This is a genomic window from Microbacterium sp. 1.5R (assembly GCF_001889265.1).
GTDB lineage: Bacteria > Actinomycetota > Actinomycetes > Actinomycetales > Microbacteriaceae > Microbacterium.
This window is the reverse complement of the sequence record NZ_CP018151.1, coordinates 526,217-551,165: the sequence shown is the minus strand read 5'-3', so window position 1 is coordinate 551,165 and position 24,949 is coordinate 526,217. Positions and strand designations below refer to the sequence as shown.

Below are 24,949 nucleotides of genomic sequence, written 5' to 3'. Positions count from 1 at the left end.
GTGCCGGATCAGGGGATCGCGACGACCTTGATGCTGCCGAACGACACCGTGTACGGGACGTTCGTCACACCGGCTCCGATGTAGGCGGCGACACCGACGTGGCCCGCGGCCTGGAGGGCGGCGGTCGCATCCGTCGTGCTCACCTGCCAGGCGGCGGGTTCGGTCGTGCCCGTCTTCCACACCTTCGCGCGGATCGTGGTCGGATTCGCACCGAACGCCTGCACCCGCACCTGCAGCTCCTCACCGGCCGCGAGCGTGAGCCCCGCAATGTTCGCCGCGGTCAGCGTCGTCGCCGTGCGCTGCACCTGCAGCTGCACCGCACCGTTCGCCGCGATCACGACACGAGCCCGATAATCCTCAGCCCCCACCCGACGCGCGATGAACGAACTGTAGACGCTCCCCGCGACGGGCAGCTGAGCGACCGAGGTGGTCGCGGTCAGATCCGCCGCGGCCGTGGACACGGTGGCGAGATACGCCGCACGAGTCGAACCCGCTGCCACGGCGATCTTCGCCGACGCGCCGTCGACCGAGTACGCCGACAGCGACGTGGTCGAGTACGACCACGCGCCGCCCGCGGCGGCCGCGCCCCAGCCGTTCACACCTGTGCGGTTGAACTCGTCGAGCACGAGCGGCTGAGTCGGGTCGGGAGGTGTCGGCGCGGTGACGGTGACGTTGTTCGTGACGGTGTGCGTGCCCCCACTGTTGTCGGTCACCTTCAGCGTGACGGCGTATGTTCCCGCCGCGGCGTAGGTGTGCGACGCCGTCGCCCCTGTGCCCGTCGCCCCGTCGCCGAAGTTCCATTCCCAGGAGGTGACCGTGCCGTCGGAGTCGGTGGACCCCGATCCGTCCACGCTCAGGGCGAGCGCGTTCGCCGATGACGTGAACGACGCGACCGGGTTCACGTTGGGCGGCGGCACGACCGTGCCGGGCGTCTTGGCGACCAGGTTGTCGAACCGCACCAGGAACGGCACGTTCGATACTCCGGATCCCGCGTATGCCGCCAGGCCCACCTGACCGGGCGCCTGGAGCGCGGCCGTCGAGTCCGTCGTGCTCAGCTGCCATGCCGCCGGCTCCGCCGTGCCCGACTTCCACGCCTTCGCCCGGACGGTCGTCGGGTTCGTCCCCGATGCCTCCACCCGCAGCGTCAACGTTGTTCCCGGCGTGACGGTCAGACCCGTCAGGTTCTGCGTCGCCAGCGTCGTGCCGCTGCGCAGCACCTGCAGACTCACCGAACCGTTTGCTGTGACCGTGACCCGAGCCCGGTAGTCGTCCGCACCGATCCGACGGGCGAGCGCCTGCGCCTGCACGCTGCCGCCGACCGGCACTGAATCGAATGTCATGTCGACCGTGACCTCGGTCGCTGCCGACGAGACACCGGGCAGATACGCCGTCCGCAGTGCGCCACCGGCCGTCAGCCGGAACACACCCGATCCGTCCACGGCATAGTTCGATGCCGCATTGGCCAGCGACCACGCACCGCCCAGGTCGGACGTCCCGAGACCGCTCGGGAGCGTCCGTCCGAACGAGTCCGTCGCGAGGACACTCGGCCCGACCGGTGCTTCGACCGTCACGTCGTGCGCGACGGTCCCCGTCGCTCCGACGTTGTCCGTCACGGTCAGCGTCACCGTGTACGTGCCGGCCTCCGCATACGTGTGAGTGGCCGATGCACCGGAACCGTGCGCAGTACCGTCACCCCAGTTCCAGTCGTACGACGCGATGGAGCCGTCGGAGTCCGTGGACCCGCCGCCGTTCACCGACGTAGCCAGACCGTTCGCGGTCGAGGTGAATGCTGCAGTCGGCGCGACGTTCGCCGGAATCGGGGGGACCACGACGGATTCCGTCTTGGTCGCCGTGACGCCGTCATTGTCGGTCACCGTCAGCGTCACCAGGTATGTGCCGGCCTCCGCGTAGGTGTGTGTCCCGGTCGCAGCCGAACCGTGCGCGCTTCCGTCGCCCCAGTTCCAGTCGTACGAAGCGATCGTCCCGTCCGAGTCGACCGAGGTCGACGCATCCACAGCGACCTTCAACGGTGTCACCGAGGAGGTGAATGCCGCAGTCGGGGGCACATTCGCCACCGTGACCACCTCGGCGGTCTTGTGCGCCGTGCCGGCGCGATCGTCCGTCACCGTCAGTGTCACCGTGTACGTGCCGGCGGTCGCATAGGTGTGGGTGGCTGTCGCTCCCACACCGTGCGCACTGTCGTCACCCCAGTTCCAGTCGTACGAGGCAATCGTTCCGTCCTCGTCGGTGGATGCCGAGCCGTCGACGTCGACCTTCAGCTTGGACACCTGCGACGCGAAGCTCGCAGACGGCAGCTTGTTCGCCGGAGCGCCCTCGCTGCCCAGGCTGTAGTGGTCTGCGACGGTCGCAGGAGAGAGCACCGACGAGTAGACGGCGACCTCATCGATCGTGCCGGCGAACTCGTTGCCGCCAGGTCCCCACGTCACGTCGCCACCGACGTGCCAGTAGCCCGTGTAGTTCTCCGCTGCCGTGTTCGGGTTCTCGCCGACGAGAGCGCCGTCGACATAGAGCCGCATGCCCGCAGGCCCCTGGGTCGCCACGACGTGGTGCCACTGGCCGTTGTTGTACGAGTTGTCCGAGGTGACCATCACGGTCTGCCCCGTATAGGCACCGAAGACGAGCCGCCCGGCATCCGTCATGTAGACATGGCGGTCATAGCTCGACGAGTTGCCCGTCGCGCCATTGCCGAAGCCGATGATCTTGCCGCCGGACGACGAGGTGGTCTTGAACCACGCCTCCGTCGAGTACACCACCGGATTCACGAAGGACTTCTGGCTGATCAGCTGTCCGCCCTCGAAGGTGGTCGATCCGCTGGTCACTCCGTCGAGAGCTCCAGTGGCGACCTTCGTGTGAGCACCGAAGTACGAACCGCGCTGCGCCGAGCCTGACGAATCGGCCGCAACCGTCCCGGATGTCTCGTCGAGACGCCAGTACAGAGTCGGTTCTGCCGCGTAGACAGCCGCGCCGTATCCGTCACTGGGCGGCGTGGATCCCTCGAGCGTGCGACCGGAGGCCACGTAGTGCTCCTGGACCTGCGTGCGGGAGAGAGCGCCGTTGTAGATCGCGACCTCGTCGATCGAGCCGTTGAAGAACTGGGAGCCCGACCACGTCGAGTCGCCGCCGATGCGCCAGTAGCCCGTGTAGGCCTGAGCCGACGTCGTGTCGGAGCGCTGCGCGACCTTCACGCCGTCGATGAACAGCTCCATGCCGTCGGTCGGATCGAGCGATGCGACCACGTGGTGCCACGTACCGTCGTTGTACGCGTCCGATGAGGTGACGATGCGAGAGGCATTCGGGTAGACGCCGAAGTTCACTCGACCGCTCTGGTCCATGTAGACATGACGGTCGTACGCGGAGGAGGTCCCGGTCGGGCTGTTTCCGAATCCGACGATCTTGCCGCCTTCGGTGGTCGTGGTCTTGAACCAGGCCTCGATCGCGAACTTCTGCGGACCCTCGATGGCCGTCTGCGTCGTGGCGAAGCCCGTGTTCGTGCCGTTGAAGCTCGATGCCGGAACGGATGCCGGCGTCAGAGCGCCGTCGACGCTCCTGGTCACGCCGTCGCGTACAGCGAGGTCACTGGAACCTGCCCAGTCGATCGACGAGGAGCCCGAATCATTGAGAGGCCAGTAGCTGGTAGGGGCGTCATCGAGCACCGCCGTCGAGTAGGCCGGCATGACCCCCGCACCGTTCACCGTCGCGGTGATGATGTTGCTCCACGCCACGTTGCCGTGGGCGTCCTCTGCTCGGACGCGATACGTGTGCGTGCTGCCCTGGACGAGCCCCTTGTCGATGAAGGAGAGTCCGGCCAGACCCCAGTCGGCCGACTTCGACCGTGCTGTGGTGGTGTAGATCGGCGACGCGTTGGCGCCGTCTCTGATCAGCTTGTACTCGAGGAACTCGTTGTCACGATCCCAGTTGAGCGGCCAGCTGACGCGCATGGTCCCCTGGGCGATCGAGTTCGCCGACGGCACCCAGGTGCTGCTGCTCAGGCGAGGACCATCGCTGTTCGGCGCCTTCGACGTCGTCGCGAATCGGACGAGGCCCTGCTGGAGCTGGTTGTTCACGCGGGTGAACTCACCCGCCATGACGACATAGTCGGTGTTGCCGGTGACGTTCCAGGGACCCTGGTTCGCACCGCTCACCGAGCCCGTGTTGAACGTCGGGTACCAGTGGAGCAGACGAGGAGCCGGGTTTCCGCCCCAGTCGTAGTATCCGTAGCCGAGGCCGTACGGGGTGGTGCGCTCGACGGAGTTCGAGAAGGCGACACCGCGGTAGAACGTCCACGGCTCGCTCTGCGGGAACCCGTCGACCAGACTGCCGCAGTAGTGGGAGTGGCCGGCGCCGTACACGACGTCGGGAGTCGCGTAAGCACTGTAGGTGTCTCCGTGGCAGTCCTCGACCCAGGTCAGACCGCCCGTCGCCCAGTCGCTCTTGAAGATCCCCTCGAGGTTGCCACCGCCGCCGAAGTGGTAGCCGGTGCCATAGAGGTTGTCGCCGTCGGTCGTCAGCGACCAGATCGCGGCGTCGGGGCCGCCGTTGCGGACGATGCTGTTGGCCGCGAACGGCAGCAGCCCACCAGTCGTCGCATCGACCAGAGCCATGCCGTATCCGGGGTTCGACGAACCGTTGACCGTGGTGAAGTGCCCGGCCAGCGCGACCTTGGTGCCGTCGCCCGAGACCACGACGTCGTTGCCGCGGTTGTCGAGCTGCGGGGCCCAGGGCAGCAGCGCTCCCGAGGAGCTCACCGCAGCGGCTCGCACTCGGTCGTTGCTGGCGACCCGGCCGAAGATGCCGGTGAAGTACACCGCGGAGTTGGTGGCGGTGATCGCGCGCACCGAGGCGTTCACGCTCGGGGCCCAGGTTCCGACCAGCGTCCCGGCAGGGATGTCGAAAGCCGCGACGCGGTTGCGCGTGGAACCGTTGACCGCGGTGAAGTCGCCGCCGATGTAGAGGCGCTTGCCGTCGGGGGATGCCGCGATCGATCGCACCTGGCCATTGACGTTCGGGGCGAACGACGTCATCGCACCTGTGCGGATGTCGTACGCGATGACGTTGTTACGAGCGACCTCGTTGACGCCGGCCGCCGCGCCCGCAGGCCGGGCGGTGGCGAACTGACCGGCCGCGTAGACGGTGTTGCCGACGATCACCTGGTCCCAGACGATGCCGTTGACCTGAACGGTCGGCAGCGCGTCGGTCGTCACCGTCGACGGCACGGTCGGCTCGACGGGCGCAGTGTCGGCGTTGGCGGCAGCTGGCGCGAGCACCAGACCACTCGCGATCAACGCGGTCACAGCGAGCGTCGTACCGAACCTCAGTCCGGACGCCTTCTTGTTCCCCAGAAAATTGCGCAGAACACCCATGTGCTCGCTCCCCAAATTCAATGCACTCGAAGAGTGCTCCCCAGTACCCCAGATGCTGCATCCGCCAGTCTTCGCGAACCCCTTCACGCAAGACGGCTAAGTGTGCAGCGATCGCCAGAATACCGGAATGTCTGTATGCCGTCTATAGCGACCACAGATGTTTCTGGTAATGGGCGCAGCAAAAGATCCGCGGGGCGTCGGTGACGCCCCGCGGATCCGGGTTCTGCGATCGGCGGTGCCGGGTCAGGGGACCGGAACGGCCCTGATGCTGCCCAACGACACGGTGTAGGGCACGTTGGTCGTGCCCGAGCCGAGGTACGCGGCGACGCCGACGTGGCCCGCGGCCTGCAGCGCGGCGGTCGCATCCGTCGTGCTCACCTGCCAGGCGGCGGGTTCGGTCGTGCCCGTCTTCCACACCTTCGCGCGGATCGTGGTCGGATTCGCACCGAACGCCTGCACCCGCACCTGCAGCTCCTCACCGGCCGCGAGCGTGAGCCCCGCGATGTTCGCCGCGGTCAGCGTCGTCGCCGTGCGCTGCACCTGCAGCTGCACCGCACCGTTCGCCGCGATCACGACTCGAGCCCGATAATCCTCAGCGCCCACCCGACGCGCGATGAACGACGTGAAGACACTGCCGCCGACCGGCAGCTCGCTCACGGTCATCGCCGCGGTGAGATCAGTGGACTCCGATGAGATCGATGCGAGATATGCAGCGCGCGTCGATCCAGCTCCGACGGCGATCTTCGCCGCCGCACCGTCGACCGAGTACGCCGACAGCGACGTGGTCGAGTACGACCACGCGCCACCGGTGGCGGCCGAGCCCCAGCCGTTGACGCCCGTCCGGTCGAACTCGTCCACCACGAGCGGAAGAACGGGCTCCGGCTCGGGAGCAGTGACGGTGACGGTGTTCGTGACGGTGTGAACACCCGCTCGGTCATCGGTGACCCTCAGGGCGACCGTATACGTGCCGGCCGCGGCGTAGGTGTGCGACGCCGTTGCACCGGTGCCGACCGCGCCGTCTCCGAAGTCCCACTCCCATGACGTGATCGAGCCGTCGGAGTCGGTGGAGCCCGACCCGTCCACACTCAGAGCGAGAGCGTTCGCCGACGAGGTGAACGACGCCACCGGGTTCGCATTGGGCGGCGGCACGACCGTGCCGGGGATCTTGGCGACCAGGTTGTCGAACCGCACCAGGAACGGCACGTTCGATACTCCGGATCCCGCGTATGCCGCCAGGCCCACCTGACCGGGCGCCTGGAGCGCGGCCGTCGCATCCGTCGTGCTCAGCTGCCATGCCGCCGGCTCCGCCGTGCCCGACTTCCACGCCTTCGCCCGGACGGTCGTCGGGTTCGTCCCCGATGCCTCCACCCGCAGCGTCAACGTTGTTCCCGGCGTGACGGTCAGACCCGTCAGGTTCTGCGTCGCCAGCGTCGTGCCGCTGCGCAGCACCTGCAGACTCACCGAACCGCTGGCTGTGACCGTGACCCGAGCCCGGTAGTCGTCCGCACCGATCCGACGAGCGAGCGCCTGCGCCCACACGCTGCCACCGACCGGCACCGAATCGAACGTCGCATCGACCGTGACCTCGGTCGCTGCCGACGAGACACCGGGCAGATACGCCGTCCGCAGCGCGCCACCGGCCGTCAGCCGGAACACACCCGAACCGTCCACGGCATAGTTCGATGCCGCGTTCGCCAACGACCACGCCCCGCCGGCCGTGGCCTCGCCGAGACCGCTCGCGACTGTGCGATCGAAGACGTCCGACGCGAGGATCCCGTCGCCGACAGAGATCGCCACGGATTCCGTCTTGGTCGTCGTCGCACCATCGTTGTCCGTCACCGTCAGCGTGACCGGATACGTCCCGGCTGCCGCATACGTGTGGGTCGCGGTCGCGCCGGAACCGTGCGCGGTGTCGTCACCCCAGTTCCAGTCGTACGACGCGATCGACCCGTCCGAATCCGTGGATCCGGATCCGTTGACGTCGACCTTCAGCGGTGACAGTGCCGAGGTGAAGGTCGCTGTCGGCGCGACGTTCGCCACGACCGCGATCGAGGTGGTCTTCTCTGCGGTGCCTGTCCTGTCGTCCGTGACCGTCAGAGTCACGGAGTACGTTCCGGCCTCGGCAAATGTGTGGGTCGCGGTCGCACCGGAGCCGTGCGAGCTTCCGTCGCCCCAGTTCCAGTCGTACGACGCGATCGTCCCGTCGATGTCTGCGGATGCCGACCCGTCGACATCGACCTTGAGCTTCGACACCTGCGACGCGAAGCTCGCCGACGGCAGCTTGTTCACGGTGACGCCATCGCGTCCGAGGCTGTAGTGGTCGCTCACCGTCGCCGCGGGAATGACCGACGGGTAGACGGCGACCTCATCGATGGTCCCCAGGAAGGTGTTGCCCCCGGGGCCCCACGACACGTCACCTCCGACGTGCCAGTACCCCGTGTAGTTGCCCGACGTCTTGTTCGCGTTCTCTCCGACGAGCGCACCGTCGACATACAGCCGCATGCCCGAAGAACCCTGCGTCGCGACCACGTGATGCCACTGCCCGTTGTTGTAGGAACCGCTCGAGGTCAGGCGCACCTGCCCCCCATTGGTCGCCCCGAAGACGAGCTGCCCTGCGCTGGTCATATAGACGTGCCGGTCATAACTCGACGAGTTTCCTGTCGCGCTGTTGCCGAACCCGACGATCTTGCCGCCCGACGTCGACGTCGTCTTGAACCAGGCCTCCGTCGAATACACCACGGGGTTCACGAATGCCGTCTGGCTGATCGCCTGGCCCCCGCTGAACGTGACTGCCGAGTTGGCGACGCCCTGAAGCGCACCCGCCTGGCCCTTGGTGTTGGCGCCCACATACTTGCCGCCCTGCCCGGATCCCGACGCATCCTGAACCACGGTTCCCGTGGACTCCGCGAGACGCCAGTAGAGGGTGGGATCGGACTTCACGACGGTCGAGCCGTAGGCGTCGGCGGGCGGGTTCTGCACACCGACCGTGCGGCCGGCGGCCGTGAAGTGCTGCGCCACCTGAGTGGCAGAGAGCGATGCACCGTACACCGCGACCTCATCGATCGTGCCGGAGAAGTACTGCGCACCCGACCATGTGGCATCGCCTCCGACGCGCCAGAAGCCGCTGTAGATCTCGGCCGAGTACGAGTCGGTCCGCTGCCCGACGCGCACGCCGTCGACATAGAAGGTCATTCCTGCGATCGGATCCATGGTGCCGACGACGTGGTGCCATGCACCGTCGTTGTAGGCGTTCGGAGACGTGAGAACGCGCCTCTCGGCCGGGTAGACGCCGAAGTTCAGCCGACCGCTCGTGTCCATGTAGATGGCGCGGTCGCTCGACGTCGACGTGCCGCTCGACCGGTTGCCGAAGCCGAGGATTCGCCCGCCGGCGTTCGTCGTGGTCTTGAACCAGGCTTCAGCAGCGAAGGACTGCGGTCCTCTTTCGGCAGTCTCGGTCGAGGCATACCCCGACGTGGTGCCGTTGAATCGAGACGCGGGGATCGTCGCGGTAGCCAACGCACCGTCGACGCTCCGCGTCACCCCGTTGCGGACCGCGAGGTTGTTCGCACCCGCCCAGTCGGAGGATGCCTGTCCGGTGTCATTGAGCGGCCAGTAGTGCGTCGGGCGGTCCGCGAGGATCGCCTGCGAGTAGGACGAGGCGTTGAGATTGCCGGAGGTGCCCGCAGTCGCCGTGACGATGGTGCTCCAGGCCACGTTGCCCTTGGCATCCTGCGCGCGCACTCGATAGGTGTGGGAGCTGCCGGGGGCGACGCCGGAGTCGACGAAGGCCATGCCGGGAAGGCCCCAGTCGGCGGGCTTCGAACGGGCAGTGGTCGTGTGGATCGGAGACCCGTTGACCCCGTCGCGGATCACCTTGTATTCGAGGAACTCGTTGTCGCGATCCCAGTTCAACGGCCAGGTCACGCGCACGGCACCCGAGGCGACCGCAGTCGCGGTGGGCACCCAGGTGCTGCCGCTCAGCCTCGGCCCGTCGGTGTTCGGCGCCTTCTCGGTCGTGGCGAAGCGCACGAGACCCTGCTGGATCTGGTTGTTCACGCGGGTGAACTCCCCCGCCATCACGACGTAGTCGGCGTTGCCGGTGACGCTCCAGGCCGCCTGCGTCGCGCCGCTCACCGTTCCGGTGTCGAACGTCGGGTACCAGTGCAGGAGACGAGGAGCGGGGTTGCCCGCCCAGTTCGCGTACCCGAGCGCCAGGCCGTTCGGCGTGGTTCGCGCGACGGAGTTCGAGAACGCGACCGCACGATAGTGGGTCCATGGGTCGCTCTGCGGGAAGCCGCCGACGACGCTCTCGCAGTAATGGGAGTGCCCGACGCCGTAGACGGCGTCGGGTGTGGCGTACGCGCTGTAGGTGTCGCCATGGCAATCCTCGACCCAGGTCACACCGCCGGTCGCCCAATCGCTCTTGAAGATGCCCTCGAGGTTGCCGCCTCCGCCGAAGGTGTATCCGGTTCCGTAGAGGCTCGTGCCGTCAGTGCTCAGAGACCAGATCGCACTGTCCTCGCCACCGTTCCGAACAACGCCGTTGGCCGCGAACGGAAGCAGGCCGCCCGTGGTCGCATCGACCAGGGCCATGCCGTATCCGGGGTTGGACGACCCGTTGACCGTCGTGAAGTGCCCTCCGAGCGCGACCTTCTGCTCGTCGGCCGAGATGACGATGTCGTTGCCCCTGTTGTCGAGCACGGGGGCCCAGGGCAGCAGGTCGCCCGCCGACGTCACTGCCGCGGCGCGACTGCGATCGTTGCTGGCGACGCGACCGAAGTTGCCTGTGAAGTACACCGCTGCGTTCGTCGCGACGATGCCTCGCACGGAGGCGTTCACGCTCGGAGCCCACGTGCTGACGAGGGTCCCAGAGGGCAGGTCGAATGCAGCGATCCTGTTGCGGGGCTGCCCGTCGACCGTCGTGAAGTCGCCCCCCACGTACAGGCGGGTGCCGTCCGGAGATGCGGCGACCGAGTTGATCTGGCCGTTCACGTCGGGCGCGAAGGGAAGCAGGGCTCCCGTTCGCACGTCGTACGCGAGGACGTTCTTCCGTGTCACCTCTTCGGTGCCCGCGGCTGCCCCCGCCGGACGCGCCGTCGTGAACGTGCCGCCGGCGAACACGGTATCGCCGACGATCACCTGATCCCACGCCGCCCCGTTGATCTGCACGGTCGGCAGCGCGTCGGTCGTCACCGTCTTCGGCGTGCTCGTGTCGACCGGCGCGGTGTCGGCGGATGCCGCAGACGGCGCGAGTACGAGCCCTGCCACGACCACCGCCCCCGCGGTCGCCATGACGAGAACCGCCCGACCCACGGCGCGCGAGCGCGCGAAAATCCCCAGTTGTACAGCCATAATTCATTCCCCAATGAATTGACACGTCCGGTGAAGGACGAGATCCCCAGATAACCCCAGTTATCGCTAGCTGGCGGGTGCCGCACCCCTGAACGCGGCATAAGGCTCGCCAGTTAGCAGGTCCACTGTAACCCCTACATCGCTCCGCGCGTCAACCGGAATCGAGAACGAGTACTCGCCGTCCGCGCTCTCACCGGCCGCGAGCGTCGCCGGAAGGCCACTCGCCACAGTGTCGCCGAGCGGCGGAGCGGGGTTCTGATCGGGCCCTGACGCCAGGTTCACCGTCGCTCCCCCGAGATCGAGCGCGGCGTCGGTGGAGTTGGTGACGCGGACCACGACCTTCAGCGCGGGACCGGCGAGATCGCCGGGCTGCTCGCTCGAGGACTCGAACGCCGTCATCGAGACGACCTCGACGGTCACTCCCTCGACCACAGTGGCGGTCTCATCGATGTCGACCTCGACAGGCTCTGATTCCGACGGCTCGACATCGGTGGAACCGGGCGTGGGCGAGGGGAACACGCTGGGCGTCGGCGGCACCGACGCGGGCGCCGTCGGCGACGGCTCGGCATTCTGCTGCGCGCCCTGGGCGGTCAGGAACCAGATGATCCCGGCCACGACGACGACCAGGACCGCCCCCACTGCGATGAGAATCGTCTTGCGCGTTCGAGTCATGGGTCCCTCTCCCCTGCGCCTCGACGTCTGTGCGATCTCGGCGTTCGGCAAACTTTACCGCTTGCACCGCGAACGGTCGATGCGTCGGCTAAAGTCAGTGCAACCGCGCGTCACCGGCGCGGGTCGGCCTTGGGGAGGTCGAGCCGACCGACGCTCTGCGCGGCCGCACCGGCGAGTCCGCCATCCCGATCAGCAACGACCGGAGGATTCATGTCCCAGCAGACGCCAGGCGTCCGAGAAGCGCTCGCCTCGCTGCGGGCCGCCCAGAAGTCCAACTCGGGAGCGCCCGCATATTCGCGGTTCGTGAACCGTCCGATCGGCCGCGTGTTCGCCGCCGTCGCGTTCGCATGGGGACGCACTCCCGACCAGGTGACCGCTGTCAGCGCCCTGTTCACCTTCGCCGGGATCGCGCTCATCGCGCTGGCACCGCCGACGCTGCTCACCTCGTTGCTCATCGTGCTCTTCCTCGTCCTGGGGTACGCCCTCGACTCGGCCGACGGCCAGCTCGCACGACTTCGGGGCGGCGGTTCGCCCCGCGGCGAATGGCTCGATCACATGGTCGACGCCACGAAGATGGCGACGATCCACATAGCCGTCCTGATCTGCTGGTGGCGCTTCTACGATCTTCAGCCGCCGATGCTCCTGATCCCTCTCGGCTTCCAGGTCGTGGCCTCCGTGTTCTTCTTCGGAGTGATCCTCACCGAGCTGATCCGCCGCGTCGGTGCGACGGGTACGACGTCGAAGGCCGCATTCCGGAACTCGCCGCTGTACGCCCTGCTCGTGCTGCCCGCCGACTACGGACTGCTGATCCTGGTGTTCGCGACGCTCTGGGTCCCCTGGCTGTTCATCACGCTGTACACGGCGCTGCTGGTAGTGAACGCCCTGATCCTGATCGCCTCGGTCGTTCGCTGGCACCGTTCCCTCGGCCCGAGCGGGGCAGGACATGCCTGAGTTCTCCGGGCTCTCCGCGCGCCAGTCACGCGCAGCGAAATGGAGCGCGTACCGCCGGGCGGCGGGAATGATCGCCCGAGGCCTCGTCCGTCGGCCGTTCTTCGGAACCGCGGGCGGCCCGCTCTTTCTCGGACGCCGGGTGCGGATCACCAACCCGTCGTTCATCCGCTACGCCGGACGGCTCGTCGTCGAGGACGGAGTCGAACTGCAGGGACTCTCCAAGAACGGGATCGTCTTCGGATCCGGGGTGTCGATCGGAGCCGGTACGGCGATCCGCCCCTCGTCGTACTATGGCGGCGAAGTCGGGGAGGGACTCCGCGTCGGCGACCGCTCGAGCTTCGCGACAGGATGCTTCATCGGCTGCTCCGGCAGCATCGTGATCGGCGATGACGTGATGCTGGGCCCGGGTGTTCGCGTGTTCTCCGAGAACCACGTGTTCTCGGATCCGAGCGCGACCATCAAGTCGCAGGGGGTTCAGAGAGGCGCCGTGACGATCGGCGACGACTGCTGGATCGGCAGCGGTGTGACGATCACCTCGGGCGTGACGATCGGACGCGGAGTCGTGATCGGCAGTGGCAGCGTCGTCACCCGGGACATCCCCGACTACAGCATCGCCGCAGGCAGCCCGGCGAAGGTCATCCGCACCCGACAGACATCGATGGGTGGCGACGGCGGAGGAAATGTGTAAGCTGATCCACAGTCATGACCGTGGGGACGGCGTGGCTGGAAGGACTTTGGGGATTTTGGGGATCTGGGGATGTCAGTGATTTCTGGCGCACCCGCGGGAGCAGCGACACACGCGCCCTGCGGTCACGTGATTCTGCGTGCCGTCGATCGACGAACACCGTCAGTCCGGTTCACCGTACACATCTGATTCACGCACGTCGGCTCCGAGGGGGAACCACATGCAGGCAGCACACGACCGCACGGCGCAATCGCGGAAGAGCGACGAGGTATCACTCGTCGTCGCCATTCCGACTTTCAAGCGCCCCGAGCGTCTGGTCCAGACTCTGCAGCTGGTGGGAGAGCAGCTGGCGCCGCTCATCGACGCCAGACACGCGAGGTCCGTCTCGATCCTCGTCATCGACAACGACCCTGCCGAGTCCGCTCGCTCGGTCGTCGAGAACGAGTACGCCGGCGTGGCCACTCGCTACGTCGCGGAGGCGACACCCGGCATCCCCGCGGTTCGCAACCGCGCCCTGGATGAGTCGGTGGATGTCGACCTCCTCTCGTTCATCGACGACGACGAGGTTCCGCTCGAGGGGTGGATCTCGTCGCTTCTGCTCACCTGGTCGAACTCCGATCAGCCGGCCGCCGTCATGGGCCGCGTCGTGTCGCTTTTCGACCCGGACGCCGATCCGTGGGTTCTCGAGAGCGGCCTCTTCCGTCGTCCGCAACGCCCGACAGGTACCGAGATAGGTGTTGCAGCGACAGGGAACCTGCTGCTGGACCTGAATCAGGTGCGTGCCAGCGGTGTGCGCTTCGATCAGCGGATCGGGCTCGGCGGCGGCTCCGACACTCTCTTCAGCATGGGCCTGAAGAAGACGGGCGCGCGCCTCGTGTGGTGCAACGAATCCGTCGCCGAGGACACGGTGGAGCCCGAACGTCAGACCCGGCCGTGGGCGCTGAAGCGGTCGTTCAGCCACGGAAACGTGTCGATCCTCGTGCAGCTGCGATTGGAGTCGCGAACCGCACGTCGCCTGCTCATCCGCGCGAAGGGACTCGCCGGTGGCGCCGCCCGCGTCGTCGCAGGATTCGCGCGCCATCTCTTCGGGCGCCTGACTCGCTCGATCCGCCACGATGCCAAGGGGCTGCGCCTCGCGTACCGAGGAGCGGGAATGATCTCGGCGAGCATCGGACAGACATACTCCGCATACTCTCGGCCGGGCGCCTCGGCATGAGCCGGTTCGTCCCGGCACCGGCACGGCGATGGCTGCGCAGCCATGGCGGCCCCCTCGGGTCGATCGTGCGTGTGCGCACGAGTCGCCCAGAGTTCGTGCTCACCTACGACGACGGACCGGATCCCGTCGAGACCGAACGCGTTCTCGAGGTGCTCCGCGATGAGTCCGCGTCCGCGACCTTCTTCGTGCTGATGACGCGGGCCCGTGAGCATCGGACGCTGATCTCGGACATCCTCGCCGCCGGCCACGAGGTCGCGCTGCACGGACCCGACCATAGGCCGATCTCACGCCTCGGCTACCGCGAGGTCCGCGACCGGACGGCTGCGGCGAAGGCCGAGCTCGAGGACATCTCCGGCACTGCGGTGCGGTGGTACCGCCCGCCCTACGGACTGCAGTCTCTCACCAGCTTCAGGGCGATCAAGGCGACGGGTCTCGAACCCGTGCTCTGGGGCCCGACGGCATGGGACTCTCGCGAGGCGACGACGGAGCAGCGGGTCGCCCGCGCGCTTCGCGGTGCCGAAGCCGGCGCGATCCTGCTGTCGCACGATTCGTACGCGGGCTTCGCCGACGGCGGTCGCCGCGATTCACCGCCGACCGTGGATCGGAGCGCTCTCGCGACCCGCATCCTGGCGGCGTATCGCGAGCGAGGACTCCACGCGCGCAGTCTCGCGCAGGCACTGACCTCCGGCTCGCCGGTGAAGGGAATCTGGTTCAAACGATGAAGGGGAAGAAAGATGACTGAGGAGAACCGCCGAGAGGCACAGAAGGTCGTCGTCATCGGACAGGGGTATGTCGGTCTGCCGGTCGCGATGCGGTCGGTCGCCATCGGCCATGAAGTCGTGGGTCTCGACCTCGATCCACGCCGTATCGACAGCCTCGGCGCCGGCAGCTCGCATGTCGATGACATCTCGGACGACGAGCTGCGTGCCGCGCTCGACTCCGGCCGCTACCGCGTGTCGTCCGACTACGCGGATGCAGCCGGCTTCGACGTCGCCGTGATCACCGTGCCGACGCCGCTTCGAGAGACACTTCCGGACCTCTCGTTCATCGAGAGCGCCGCGGTGTCCCTCGCGCCGCAGCTCACACGGGGAGCGCTCGTGGTTCTCGAGTCGACGACGTATCCGGGTACGACGCAGGAGCTGCTGATCCCGCTGCTCGAAGAGGGCTCCGGCCTGACCGCCGGCACGGACTTCTTCGCCGGCTACAGCCCCGAGCGGATCGACCCGGGCAACCCGACCTGGGGCCTGCAGGAGACGCCGAAGATCGTCTCGGGCATCGATCCGGAATCGCTCGCGAAGGTGTCGGAGTTCTATTCGGCGATCGTCGACACGATCGTGCCGGTGAGCTCCCCGAAGGAAGCCGAGATGGCGAAGCTCCTCGAGAACACCTTCCGTCACGTGAACATCGCTCTCGTGAACGAGCTCGCGGTCTTCGCTCACGCCCTCGGTGTGAACGTGTGGGAGTCGATCGACGCGGCCGCCACCAAGCCGTTCGGCTTCATGAAGTTCACGCCGGGTCCCGGCGTCGGCGGGCACTGCCTCCCGGTCGACCCGAGCTACCTGTCGTGGCAGGTGCGTCGCAAGCTCGGCAAGAGCTTCCGGTTCGTCGAGCTCGCCAATGACGTCAATGACCACATGCCCGAATACGTTCTGCAGCGGGTCAGCCGACGCCTCAACGAGGAGGGCAGCGCACTCAACGGCGCGCGCGTTCTGCTCCTCGGGCTCGCCTACAAGAAGAACACCGGTGACATCCGCGAGTCGCCGGCGCTTCCGCTCATCGAGCTGCTGCAGGATCAATCGGCGGTCGTGCATGCGGTGGACTCGCACGTCGAAGAGCACCATTGGCCTCGCACCGTCGAAAGGATCCCCGCCGCGGAGGTCGATTTCCACGCGTACGACGTCATCGTGCTCATCACGGATCACGACGACGTCGACTACGAGGTGCTCGAAGCGAGCGGTGTACCCGTCTTCGACACGCGCAACCGCCTGCGAGGCGAGGGCATCGAGCGCCTCTGACCTCGGTCATGCATGAAGCCGGGCGGTGCGACAGGATGTCGCACCGCCCGGCTTCTCTGTTGTGGCGGGAGTGATCAGCCGATCGTGTAGCGGGTGAGGGGCACAGCGCCCACCTCCCAGATGTTGCCGCTGAGCACCGGTGCGCTCGACACGGGTGCCACGATCCCGCACCCGGCGAAGATGCGCTCGGGTCCGAAGACGTTGCTCGTGACGATCGGTCGGTTGTTCGCCGCAGATGCTCCGACGTTGATGGTGCAACCACCGTCCTGCAGATAGTTGTCGCGGATGGTGATGGAGCCGAGCTTCGCGATCGACGAGTTCTGGGTGATCTGCACCGCAGCGTTCGTCGCGCCCTCCATCCGGTTGCCCTCGAGGAGGATCGATGCGCCGCCTTCGATCTGCACCGAGTCATCATGCGACGGCGTGCCACCGCGCAGCGGGTCCTTCTCCCAGTGGGAGTTGTCGTGCAGCCAGGAGTCGCGCACGACGACGTTGTCTCCGAGGACGCGGACGGGATCGACCACGCGGTGGATGTCCATCCGCAGCGCAGTGAAGTTGGAACCCACCAGGCCGTTCCATGCCGGGTCTTCCGATGCCGCGTAGACCTCGGAGTCCTGGATGGTGAACGGCTGACCCGAGTTGACGTTGGTGACGAGTCCGATGCTGCGCGCCGTCGAACCGCCGACGATGCGGGAGTTCTTGATCACGACGCCGGGCGCCTTGATCTCGATGATCCCTCTGACCTCCAGCCCGTCGACGACGGTGTTGGCCTTCGTGATCACGAGGTCGCCCTGGTGCACCTTCAGCGTCACGCCAGCGGGTACGCCGGTGGTGGCTGCCGTCGGGTGACCGGATTCGGGCACCGTCGGGTTGGCGGGCGGTGCGGGAGCCGGCGCAGGTGCGGGAGCCGGCGCAGGTGCCGGAGCGGGCGCCGGAGCCGGTGCCGGAGCCGGAGCCGGTGCCGGAGCGGTCGGCTTGGTCGTGGCAGTCGGCTTCGGGGCCGGAGCCGGCAGCTGCGCTGCCGCGTAGGACGACGAGTTCACCGCGGCCTTGAGCGACGGCGATCCCTTCGAGGTGTAGAAGGTCACCGCCCCCTTGCCCTCAGCCGAGATGCGCGAGCCCGACGTGTCCTTCGCAGACACTTCGCGGGCCGCAGAAGTGCCGATCTTGGCGGTTGCCTTGAGGGTCACCGTGGAGGTGCCCTTGGCTTCGAGCGTCAGGGTGAGCTTCTGGCCCGCCTTGATCTTCTCGGGCAGAGTGATGTACGACGAGATCGTCGACTGGGTCAGCGAGCGTCCGGTCCCGTTGATGCGCTTGATCGAGACCGAGACGGTCCCGTTCGGGTAGCTGCGGGCCTGAGCGACGTACGCACCGGTCTTTCCGGATCGGGCCTGCACAGATGTGTAGACGCCGCTCCCGGAACCGGGCAGCGAAGCGAGGGTGGTCGATGCTGTGACCTTCGCATCACGGATCGCGGTGCTTCCGACCGCGACGGTGGACAGCGAACCCGGCTTGATCGTGACCGAGGTCGCGGCGCTTGCGGGTGGAGCGAAGATCAGCCCTGCGGCGACGAGGATCGTCGAGAGCAGGAGAGCGACCAGAAGTCGGGCGCTTCGAGGGGTCGAGGTGGAGGATCGGGTTGAGCGGACGAGGGCAGGGTAAGAAATGTTATTCATAGGTGTCCAGCCGTTTCGGGGAGGGGCTGCGCCGAGGCACAGAGTTTGGCGGCTATCGCAGGCCATATTAGGTGGGTCGAACCTGTATGTCACCCGAGAATCTGGAATATTCCAGTAGACCCATGTCTTCAGGGCGATATATTCCGCATCCGGGTCCCCCCTGATACGCTCTTCGGCTCAGAGCTCGCCGGGCTTCATCGCCTCGGCATCGATCGCCCGTATGATGCGCAGCGTCGCCGTGTCCGGCTTCGGCTCCCCGTCCTGCGTCGCCTCCTTCGCCCGTCGCTGCGGCGCGTAGACCACGAGGGAGTGGAAGAGGAATCGCGCGAAGAAGGCGACGATGAGCGACAGCCCCGTCGCGAGCACGCTGGAGATATGCCAGGTCTCGACCATGAGCGCCATCACGGGGATCCGCAGTGCGGCTTCGACGTTGTTGAAGGTGAACGACGCGGCGAATCGGCCGCCCAGTCCGCGTGCGTCCGTGCGCATGTCCGCGAAGACGAACCGCTCCTGCAGGAGGAAGTTGCCGATGATCGTGACCTCGGCGCCGATGATCGCGGCCCATATATAAGGAACACCTGCGGCGGTGAGCAGCCACATGATCCCCAGGTTCGCGGCCGCGCCGATCACTCCGATGATCGCGAAGAGCGACATCTTGCCGAATCGGAGTCTGGCCAGGTGTGCCACGAAGGTCGCCCCCTGACGCAGGCTCGCCTTGGAGGTCCCGTGACGACGCTCGCCGAACTCCATCGGCACCTCGGCGATGCGGAGGTCCGTGCGAGCGAGGATCTCGAGGAGGATCTTGAATCCCTGCGGCTTGAGGGCGGCCAGGTCCAGACGCGACCGGTCGACGAGGAAGAACCCGGTCATCGGATCGGTGCTGCGGGCGAGACGGATCGGGAACATCGCCCGTGTCAGCCAGGTGGCCGCCCTGGAGACACCGAAGCGGACCGCCGTTCCCAAGCCGCTCGTGTCGCCGCCGCCGATGTATCTCGAGGCGGCGACGAGATCGGCGCCGCCTTCGCCGTGCCTTCCCAGGAGAACGGGAAGCAGCTCGGGCGGATGCTGCAGGTCGCCGTCCATGACGATGCAGAGATCGTGCTGTGCGGCCTCCAGCCCGACGACGACCGCTCCCCCGAGCCCACCGGTGTTGTCGGCCCGGTGGATCACGCGCACGGGCAGCGGAGCATCGGCTGCCACCCGCTCGACCTCGGCGGCCGTGCTGTCTGTGCTGTCGTCGACGAACAGGATCTCGGCGTCGTACGCGGCGAGCGCGAGCGCGGTGCGGGCCACCAGTTCAGCGACGTTGTCGCGTTCGTTGAAGGTCGGCACGATGACGGTGACCGCTGTCCCCACTGTCCGCCCCCTTCGCCTGTACCGGCATCACTGCGGACTCCATAGTTCCATGTGTTCCTATGCGTCGGGAAACCGCGACCTGCTAGAGTGACGGGATGCGGCTGTGGGAGTCGCTGGGCGGATGGGGATCCGCCTCTGGGGAAATACTGATCTGGGGAGATCATGGGGACGCGCATCGGCTATGCCGTGGGTGCTTTCGACCTGTTTCACGTCGGGCATCTCAACCTTCTTCGTCACGCCAAGCAGCACTGCGACATTCTCGTCGCCGGTGTCGTCAGCGATGAGATGCTGCGGCAGGTGAAGGGCATCGAGCCCGTCATCCCGACCGTTGAGCGGGCGGAGATCGTCCGTCACATCTCGTTCGTCGATGATGTGTACGTCGAGACCACGCCGTCGAAGATGGATTCGTGGCGAGACGTGCAGTTCACGCACTTCTTCAAGGGCGACGACTGGCGGGGCACCGAGAAGGGCCTACGGCTCGAGAGGGAGTTCGGGGAGGTCGGCGTCGAGGTCGTGTACTTCCCGTACACCGCGCACACGTCGAGCTCGTCGCTGCGTCGTGCGCTCGATGCGATCAGCGCAGGCGCGACCGTCGGCGGCGCTCCTGCGCTCGCGACGCGCTGACTGCCCCTGACTGACGGCGGGGCGGGCCCGGGCCGGACCCTGCCGTCAGTCAGTTCGCGACGCCGAGCAGGCTGCGCGCCATCCGTGCGACGTGCGGCGGCGTGTGCGCACCGAGCCAGACCGTCCATTGCAGCGCCGGCTCCGCGCACGTCCACTCGACGCACCAGGAGTGCACCGCGTTCGCGAGGCGCTCGCCTTTCGCATGCTGACGGGCACCGTCACCGCGCAGCAGCCACCGCACGGACACTCCCTCGGGCACGTCGATGTGGCGGAACTGGATGCGAGCGGCCGCCTCGATGAGGATGACCCCCTCGGCATCCCACGGCATGCGAGCGGCGATGGCAGCGATGGCCCCGGCATCGGTCGAATCACCCGCGATCAGCACGACTCCCTCGATGTTCTCCCAGTCCGGATCCTCGAGGTGCTCGCATGCGCTGTTCATACGCCCGAGTATAGGTAAGGGTACCCTTATCTTTCAATGGCGGATCAGTCGCATCGCCGCATCCGCCGTCTCGGCGCCTGCCCAGCCGAGCGGCTCTACGCTGGATACATGACTTCTCCTGCAGACTCCGCCATCACGATGTTCGGTGCCGATTGGTGCCGCGACTGCATCCGCACCAAGAAGCAGCTCGACTCCCTCGGCGTGGAGTACACCTATGTCGACCTCGTCGCCGACCCCTCCGCGGCCGACGTCGCGAAGGAGATCTCCGGTCGCACGAACATCCCCGTCGTGGTCTACCCCGACTCCTCGCACCACGTCGAGCCGTCGAACGCGGACGTCGAGTCGAAGCTCCGCGAACTCTCCCTGATCTGACCTGAAGCGGCCTCGTCGCGCACCGATACACTGGCGCGATGAGCACCGCGGCTCGGCCCGAACGGGCGTCCGTCCGCCTGCCCGTTCGCACGGTCGCCCTGTACGCGATCGGCTCGCTCGGCACAGGCGGCTATGCCACGCTGCCCGGGCTCGTGCTGACGTACTTCCTGACCGACAATCTCGGCGTCGCCGCACTCGCGGCCGGTCTCATCGTGACCGCGGCGAAGATCTGGGACGTCATCATCGACCCCCTGATCGGCGCAGCCTCGGACCGCCAGTACGCGAAGACCGGTTCGCGTCGCGGACTCATGGTCGTCGGCGCTCTGACGCTCCCCGTGTTCTTCGCGTTGACCTTCGCGGTGCCGCCGGCGTGGGGGCCCCTCGCCGGCGCGGTGTGCGTGCTGCTCGCGTTCCTCGCCACCGCGACGTCATTCAGCCTGTTCCAGGTGCCTTACGTCGCGCTGCCCGCCGAGCTGACGTCAGGGTACGACGAGCGCACCCGCCTGCTCGGGTGGCGCGTGGTCGTGCTCACCGCATCCATCCTGCTCTTCGGCGCCGGCGGACCCGAGTTGAGACGCGCGACCGCCGACCCCGTCACGGGATACCTGCTGATGGGCGTGGTCGCCGGTGTGGTCATCGGCATCGGCATGCTCATCGCATCGCGGACAGCCGATGCGGCCGCGCGGAGCATGGCCGCGGCTGACCGACCGAAGGCCCTCGTCCCCGTGGGCTTGCGTGAGCAGTACGCTGCGGGCCTGCACACGTTGCGTCGCAGCCAGCCCTTCCGCGCACTGCTCGGCACGTTCCTCCTGCAGGCGCTCGCCACCGGCACGATGCTCGCCGGCGCGCAGTACGTGGCCACTTGGGTGCTGCGCTCGGAGGACGCCGTCACGCTGGTCTTCCTGGCACTCGTCGGTCCCGCCCTGGTGGCGACGCCCGGCTGGACGATGGTGGCGCGACGCCTGGGCAAGGAGCGGGCGTTCGCGATCGCGAGCGGGGTCTTCCTGACCGCCGCCGCATCGCTCGTCGTCGCGGTCTGGACGCCGGGAGCATGGATGTACGGCTCGATCGCGGTGGCGGGCATCGCCTACGCCGGGCTGCAGTCGCTGCCCATGGCGATGCTCCCCGACGTGATCTCGCACGATGAGCGGCATAGCGGGCGCGGGCAGGCGGGCACCTTCACGGGAGTGTGGACGGCGGGAGAGACCATCGGGTTCGCGCTCGGAGCGAGCGCTGTGTCCCTCACCCTCGCCGCGACGGGCTACGTGTCGAGCGTCGCAGGTGCCACAGCCTCACAACCGGATGCCGCGATCACGGGCATCGTGCTGGCGTTCAGCATCCTCCCCTCGTTCCTGATGGCAGCGAGCCTGCTGACGCTCCGCCACTACCGTCTGCGTCGCGCCGACATCGACACCCGACCGGAGTACGCGACATAAGCTGGGATCCCGTCCGAAGGAGACGCCGATGACTTCTGCGACAACGCCCGCCGCTTCGACGGCGAGCCCCGAGCTGGGCGAGGCCGAACGCACTCGCCTCGACACCGCGATCGAGGACCTGCACGCCGGCACCCGAACCTGGGCAGCGCTGACACTGGCTCAGCGGGTCACGCTCCTGCGGGCCGTCCGCTCGAGCGTCGCCGCCGCTGCTGAGGACTGGGCGCACACCGCAGCCGCCTCGAAGGGCCTCGACGCCCGGCATCCGCTGCGTGGCGAGGAATGGCTCAGCGGTCCCTACAGCGTTCTCGGCGCCCTCGACGCCTACATCGAGACCCTCGCGCGCCTCGCGCACGGCACCAATCCGCTCGACGGGATCACGATCGACCGCGCCCCCGGTGGACGCACCCGCGTGCATGCCTTCCCTCTCACGGGCCTCGATCGGTTCCTGCTCTCGGGCTACACGAGCGAGGTCTGGCTCGAACCCGGGGTGACCCCGAACGGCGCACGCGCCGCGGCCGGACTGGCCCAGCGCACACCCTCGGAATCGGGAGGCGTGGGGCTCGTGCTCGGCGCCGGCAACATCACCTCGATCCCCGTGCTCGACGTGCTCTACGAACTGCTCGCGCACAATCGCACGGCGCTGCTCAAGGTCAATCCGACCCAGGATGCGCTGGTGCCCGTCTACAAGCGGGCGCTCGCACCGCTCATCGGCCCAGGACTGCTGCGCATCACCCGTGGCGGGCCCGAGGTCGGCACCTACCTCACCGGCCATTCCGGCCTCGCGCACGTGCACATCACCGGATCGGCCGCGACCTTCGACACGATCGTGTGGGGCACCGGAGCTGCCGCCACCCGGCGACGCCGTGAGGACCGCCCGCTGCTGAAGAAGCCCATCACCGCCGAGCTCGGCGGAGTATCGCCCATCATCATCGTGCCGGGCGAGTGGACCGACGCCGATCTCACGTACCAGGCCGAGCACGTCGCCACCATGCGCCTGCAGAACAGCGGCCACAACTGCATCGCCGGGCAGGTCGTCATCATGTCCTCCGACTGGGCGCAGGCCGATGACTTCCGGGCGGCGCTCCGCCGCGCCTATGCGAACGCTCCGGAACGACCGATCTGGTACCCGGGCTCCCCCTCGCGGATGCACCTCGCGACCGACGCGTACCCCGATGCCCTCGTGCTCGGCGACAGGGTGCTGGTCGAGGTCTCCGAGGGCGACGACGCCACGGCGCTGCAGAGCACCGAGTACTTCGCCCCGGTGCTGGGCGTCGTCTCGCTCGCCGGAACCGGTCAGGAGTTCCTCGACTCGGCGGTGGCCTATGCGAATGACCGGCTGCAGGGGACCCTCGGGGCGAACCTGCTCATCGAGCCGTCGACCGAGAAGGCCCTCGGCGCCGGATTCGACCGTGCCATCGCCGCCCTGCGCTACGGGTCTATCGCGATCAACGGCTGGACCGCCTTCGGCTTCATCACCCCGACGATGACCTGGGGAGCATTCCCCGGCAGCACGATCGCCGACGTCGGCAGCGGCATCGGAGTGGTCCACAACGCGCTCCTTCTCGACCGCGTCGAGCGCTCGGTGATCCGCGGACCGTTCCGTCCCTTCCCCCGGTCGCTCCCGGTGGCGAATGGCGGCGGACGCCTCAGCATCCTCCCGAAGCCGCCGTGGTTCGTCTCCGCGCGCACGGGGGCGACGGTCAGCGAAGGACTCACGCGATTCCGCGCCGACGGCGGTCTGATCCGGCTGGTGAAGACGCTGACTGCGGCTCTGCGCGCCTGACGCACTCCCTGCGGCCGCGAGCCGTCAGGCCGAGAAGCGGTCGGTCGCTGCACGCAGCGCTCGCTGGATGCCGGGCTCCGTCGCCGAGTGACCCGCGTCGTCGACCACGACGAACTCCGCCTCCGGCCAGGCCACGTGTAGATCCCACGCCGTCATCATCGGCGTGCACACGTCGTGGCGTCCCTGCACGATGACCGTCGGGATATGGCGGATGCCGTCGACACCGTCGATCAGCTGACCCTCGCTCCACCATCCGCGATTCACGAAGAAGTGATTCTCGATCCGGGCGAAGGCGATAGCCGTGTCCGGGTCTGACATCGCCTCGATCTGCGCGGCGTCCGGGCGAAGGGTCACGGTCGACGCCTCCCACCGTGACCAGGCCACCGCCGCCGGACCATGCACCGCAGGGTCGGCGTCGAACAGACGCCGGTGGTAGGCCTCGATCATGTGCGAGCGCTCGAGCACCGGAATCGGAGCGATGAACTCCTCCCACAGGTCGGGGAACAGCGCGGCGGCCCCGCCCTCGTAGAACCATTCGAGCTCTGCGCGCCGAAGGGTGAAGATGCCTCGCAGGATCAGCTCGCTGACGGCATCCGGATGAGCCTGCGCATAGGCGAGTGCGAGCGCGCTACCCCACGATCCCCCGAACACCTGCCACTGCTCGACGCCGAGGTTCTTGCGCAGCAGCTCGATGTCGGCGATCAGGTGCGCGGTGGTGACGAAGCGGAGGTCGGCGTCCGGCGCACTCGCGTGCGGGGTGCTGCGCCCGCAGCCCCTCTGGTCGAGCAGCACGATGCGGTAGACCTCCGGGTCGAAGAATCGTCGCTGCCAGGGCGAGGTGCCACTGCCCGGTCCGCCGTGGAGGAAGACCACGGGCTTGCCCTCGGGGTTCCCGCTGACCTCCCAGTATATGCGGTGTCCGTCACCGACGAGCAGCTCGCCCGTCTCATGGGGCTCGATGGGCGGGTACAGCGCGTCCAGGTCCATC

At 67.6% G+C, this 24,949-nt stretch carries 16 protein-coding genes; 9 read left to right on the top strand and 7 right to left on the bottom strand.

The window, feature by feature from the left end; all coding sequences use genetic code 11:
• Positions 1-8: 8 nt before the first annotated feature.
• The 3 genes from BMW26_RS02575 to BMW26_RS02565 form a co-directional block, all read right to left on the bottom strand.
• Positions 9-5,381 carry a PKD domain-containing protein gene (locus BMW26_RS02575; RefSeq protein WP_198032372.1) on the bottom strand — a complete coding sequence of 1,791 codons (5,373 nt, stop codon included), beginning with the start codon at positions 5,379-5,381 and terminating at the stop codon, positions 9-11.
• Between the two features lie 243 nt (positions 5,382-5,624).
• A complete protein-coding gene (locus tag BMW26_RS02570) occupies positions 5,625-10,733 on the bottom strand; it encodes a PKD domain-containing protein (protein ID WP_157557393.1) in 5,109 nt (1,702 codons plus the stop codon).
• A 66-nt stretch (positions 10,734-10,799) separates the two neighbouring features.
• A complete protein-coding gene (locus BMW26_RS02565; RefSeq protein ID WP_072590682.1) occupies positions 10,800-11,405 on the bottom strand; it encodes a lipase chaperone in 606 nt (201 codons plus the stop codon).
• Positions 11,406-11,615: 210 nt separating this feature from the next.
• On the opposite strand from BMW26_RS02565, the gene BMW26_RS02560 reads away from it, so the two are divergent.
• From BMW26_RS02560 to BMW26_RS02540, 5 genes are all read left to right on the top strand, one after another.
• Positions 11,616-12,356 (top strand): CDP-alcohol phosphatidyltransferase family protein, encoded by a 741-nt coding sequence (locus BMW26_RS02560; protein ID WP_072590681.1) that lies wholly within the window; start codon positions 11,616-11,618, stop codon positions 12,354-12,356.
• Positions 12,349-13,044: an acyltransferase gene (locus BMW26_RS02555; protein ID WP_083569266.1), complete on the top strand. Its 696-nt coding sequence runs from the start codon at positions 12,349-12,351 to the stop codon at positions 13,042-13,044. The genes BMW26_RS02560 and BMW26_RS02555 overlap by 8 nt, the downstream gene beginning before the upstream one ends.
• A 217-nt stretch (positions 13,045-13,261) precedes the next feature.
• The gene (locus tag BMW26_RS02550; RefSeq protein WP_072590679.1) at positions 13,262-14,257 is read left to right on the top strand and encodes a glycosyltransferase family 2 protein; all 996 of its coding nucleotides are present in this window, start codon (positions 13,262-13,264) and stop codon (positions 14,255-14,257) included.
• Positions 14,254-14,979: a polysaccharide deacetylase family protein gene (locus BMW26_RS02545; RefSeq protein ID WP_072590678.1), complete on the top strand. Its 726-nt coding sequence runs from the start codon at positions 14,254-14,256 to the stop codon at positions 14,977-14,979. The genes BMW26_RS02550 and BMW26_RS02545 overlap by 4 nt, the downstream gene beginning before the upstream one ends.
• A gap of 12 nt (positions 14,980-14,991) precedes the next feature.
• Positions 14,992-16,272, top strand: coding sequence for a nucleotide sugar dehydrogenase (locus BMW26_RS02540; RefSeq protein WP_072590677.1), 1,281 nt, complete (start codon positions 14,992-14,994; stop codon positions 16,270-16,272).
• 74 nt (positions 16,273-16,346) lie between these two features.
• Here BMW26_RS02540 and BMW26_RS17555 read toward each other — a convergent pair whose 3' ends face one another.
• Both BMW26_RS17555 and BMW26_RS02520 read right to left on the bottom strand, forming a co-directional pair.
• Positions 16,347-17,948, bottom strand: a complete 1,602-nt coding sequence (locus tag BMW26_RS17555) for a right-handed parallel beta-helix repeat-containing protein (RefSeq protein WP_157557392.1) — start codon at positions 17,946-17,948, stop codon at positions 16,347-16,349.
• 177 nt (positions 17,949-18,125) lie between these two features.
• Positions 18,126-19,304 (bottom strand): glycosyltransferase, encoded by a 1,179-nt coding sequence (locus BMW26_RS02520; protein WP_056276680.1) that lies wholly within the window; start codon positions 19,302-19,304, stop codon positions 18,126-18,128.
• Positions 19,305-19,466: 162 nt separating this feature from the next.
• Between BMW26_RS02520 and BMW26_RS02515 the strand changes: the two genes are divergently transcribed.
• Complete coding sequence (locus tag BMW26_RS02515; RefSeq protein WP_053098689.1) at positions 19,467-19,928, top strand: adenylyltransferase/cytidyltransferase family protein; 462 nt, start codon at positions 19,467-19,469, stop codon at positions 19,926-19,928.
• Positions 19,929-19,977: 49 nt separating this feature from the next.
• Here BMW26_RS02515 and BMW26_RS02510 read toward each other — a convergent pair whose 3' ends face one another.
• Positions 19,978-20,370: an SIP domain-containing protein gene (locus BMW26_RS02510; protein WP_056276678.1), complete on the bottom strand. Its 393-nt coding sequence runs from the start codon at positions 20,368-20,370 to the stop codon at positions 19,978-19,980.
• Positions 20,371-20,478: 108 nt separating this feature from the next.
• Here BMW26_RS02510 and BMW26_RS02505 point away from each other — a divergent pair, with 108 nt between their 5' ends.
• From BMW26_RS02505 to BMW26_RS02495, 3 genes are read left to right on the top strand one after another with little or no spacing between them, the layout of a single operon-like run.
• Positions 20,479-20,742 (top strand): glutaredoxin family protein, encoded by a 264-nt coding sequence (locus BMW26_RS02505; RefSeq protein ID WP_053098687.1) that lies wholly within the window; start codon positions 20,479-20,481, stop codon positions 20,740-20,742.
• A 38-nt stretch (positions 20,743-20,780) separates the two neighbouring features.
• The gene (locus BMW26_RS02500; RefSeq protein ID WP_072590673.1) at positions 20,781-22,178 is read left to right on the top strand and encodes an MFS transporter; all 1,398 of its coding nucleotides are present in this window, start codon (positions 20,781-20,783) and stop codon (positions 22,176-22,178) included.
• Between the two features lie 28 nt (positions 22,179-22,206).
• Positions 22,207-23,961: an aldehyde dehydrogenase family protein gene (locus tag BMW26_RS02495; RefSeq protein WP_072590672.1), complete on the top strand. Its 1,755-nt coding sequence runs from the start codon at positions 22,207-22,209 to the stop codon at positions 23,959-23,961.
• 24 nt (positions 23,962-23,985) lie between these two features.
• On the opposite strand, the gene pip is transcribed toward BMW26_RS02495, so the two are convergent.
• Positions 23,986-24,948: a prolyl aminopeptidase gene (gene pip / locus BMW26_RS02490; protein ID WP_198032371.1), complete on the bottom strand. Its 963-nt coding sequence runs from the start codon at positions 24,946-24,948 to the stop codon at positions 23,986-23,988.
• Position 24,949: the final 1 nt, after the last annotated feature.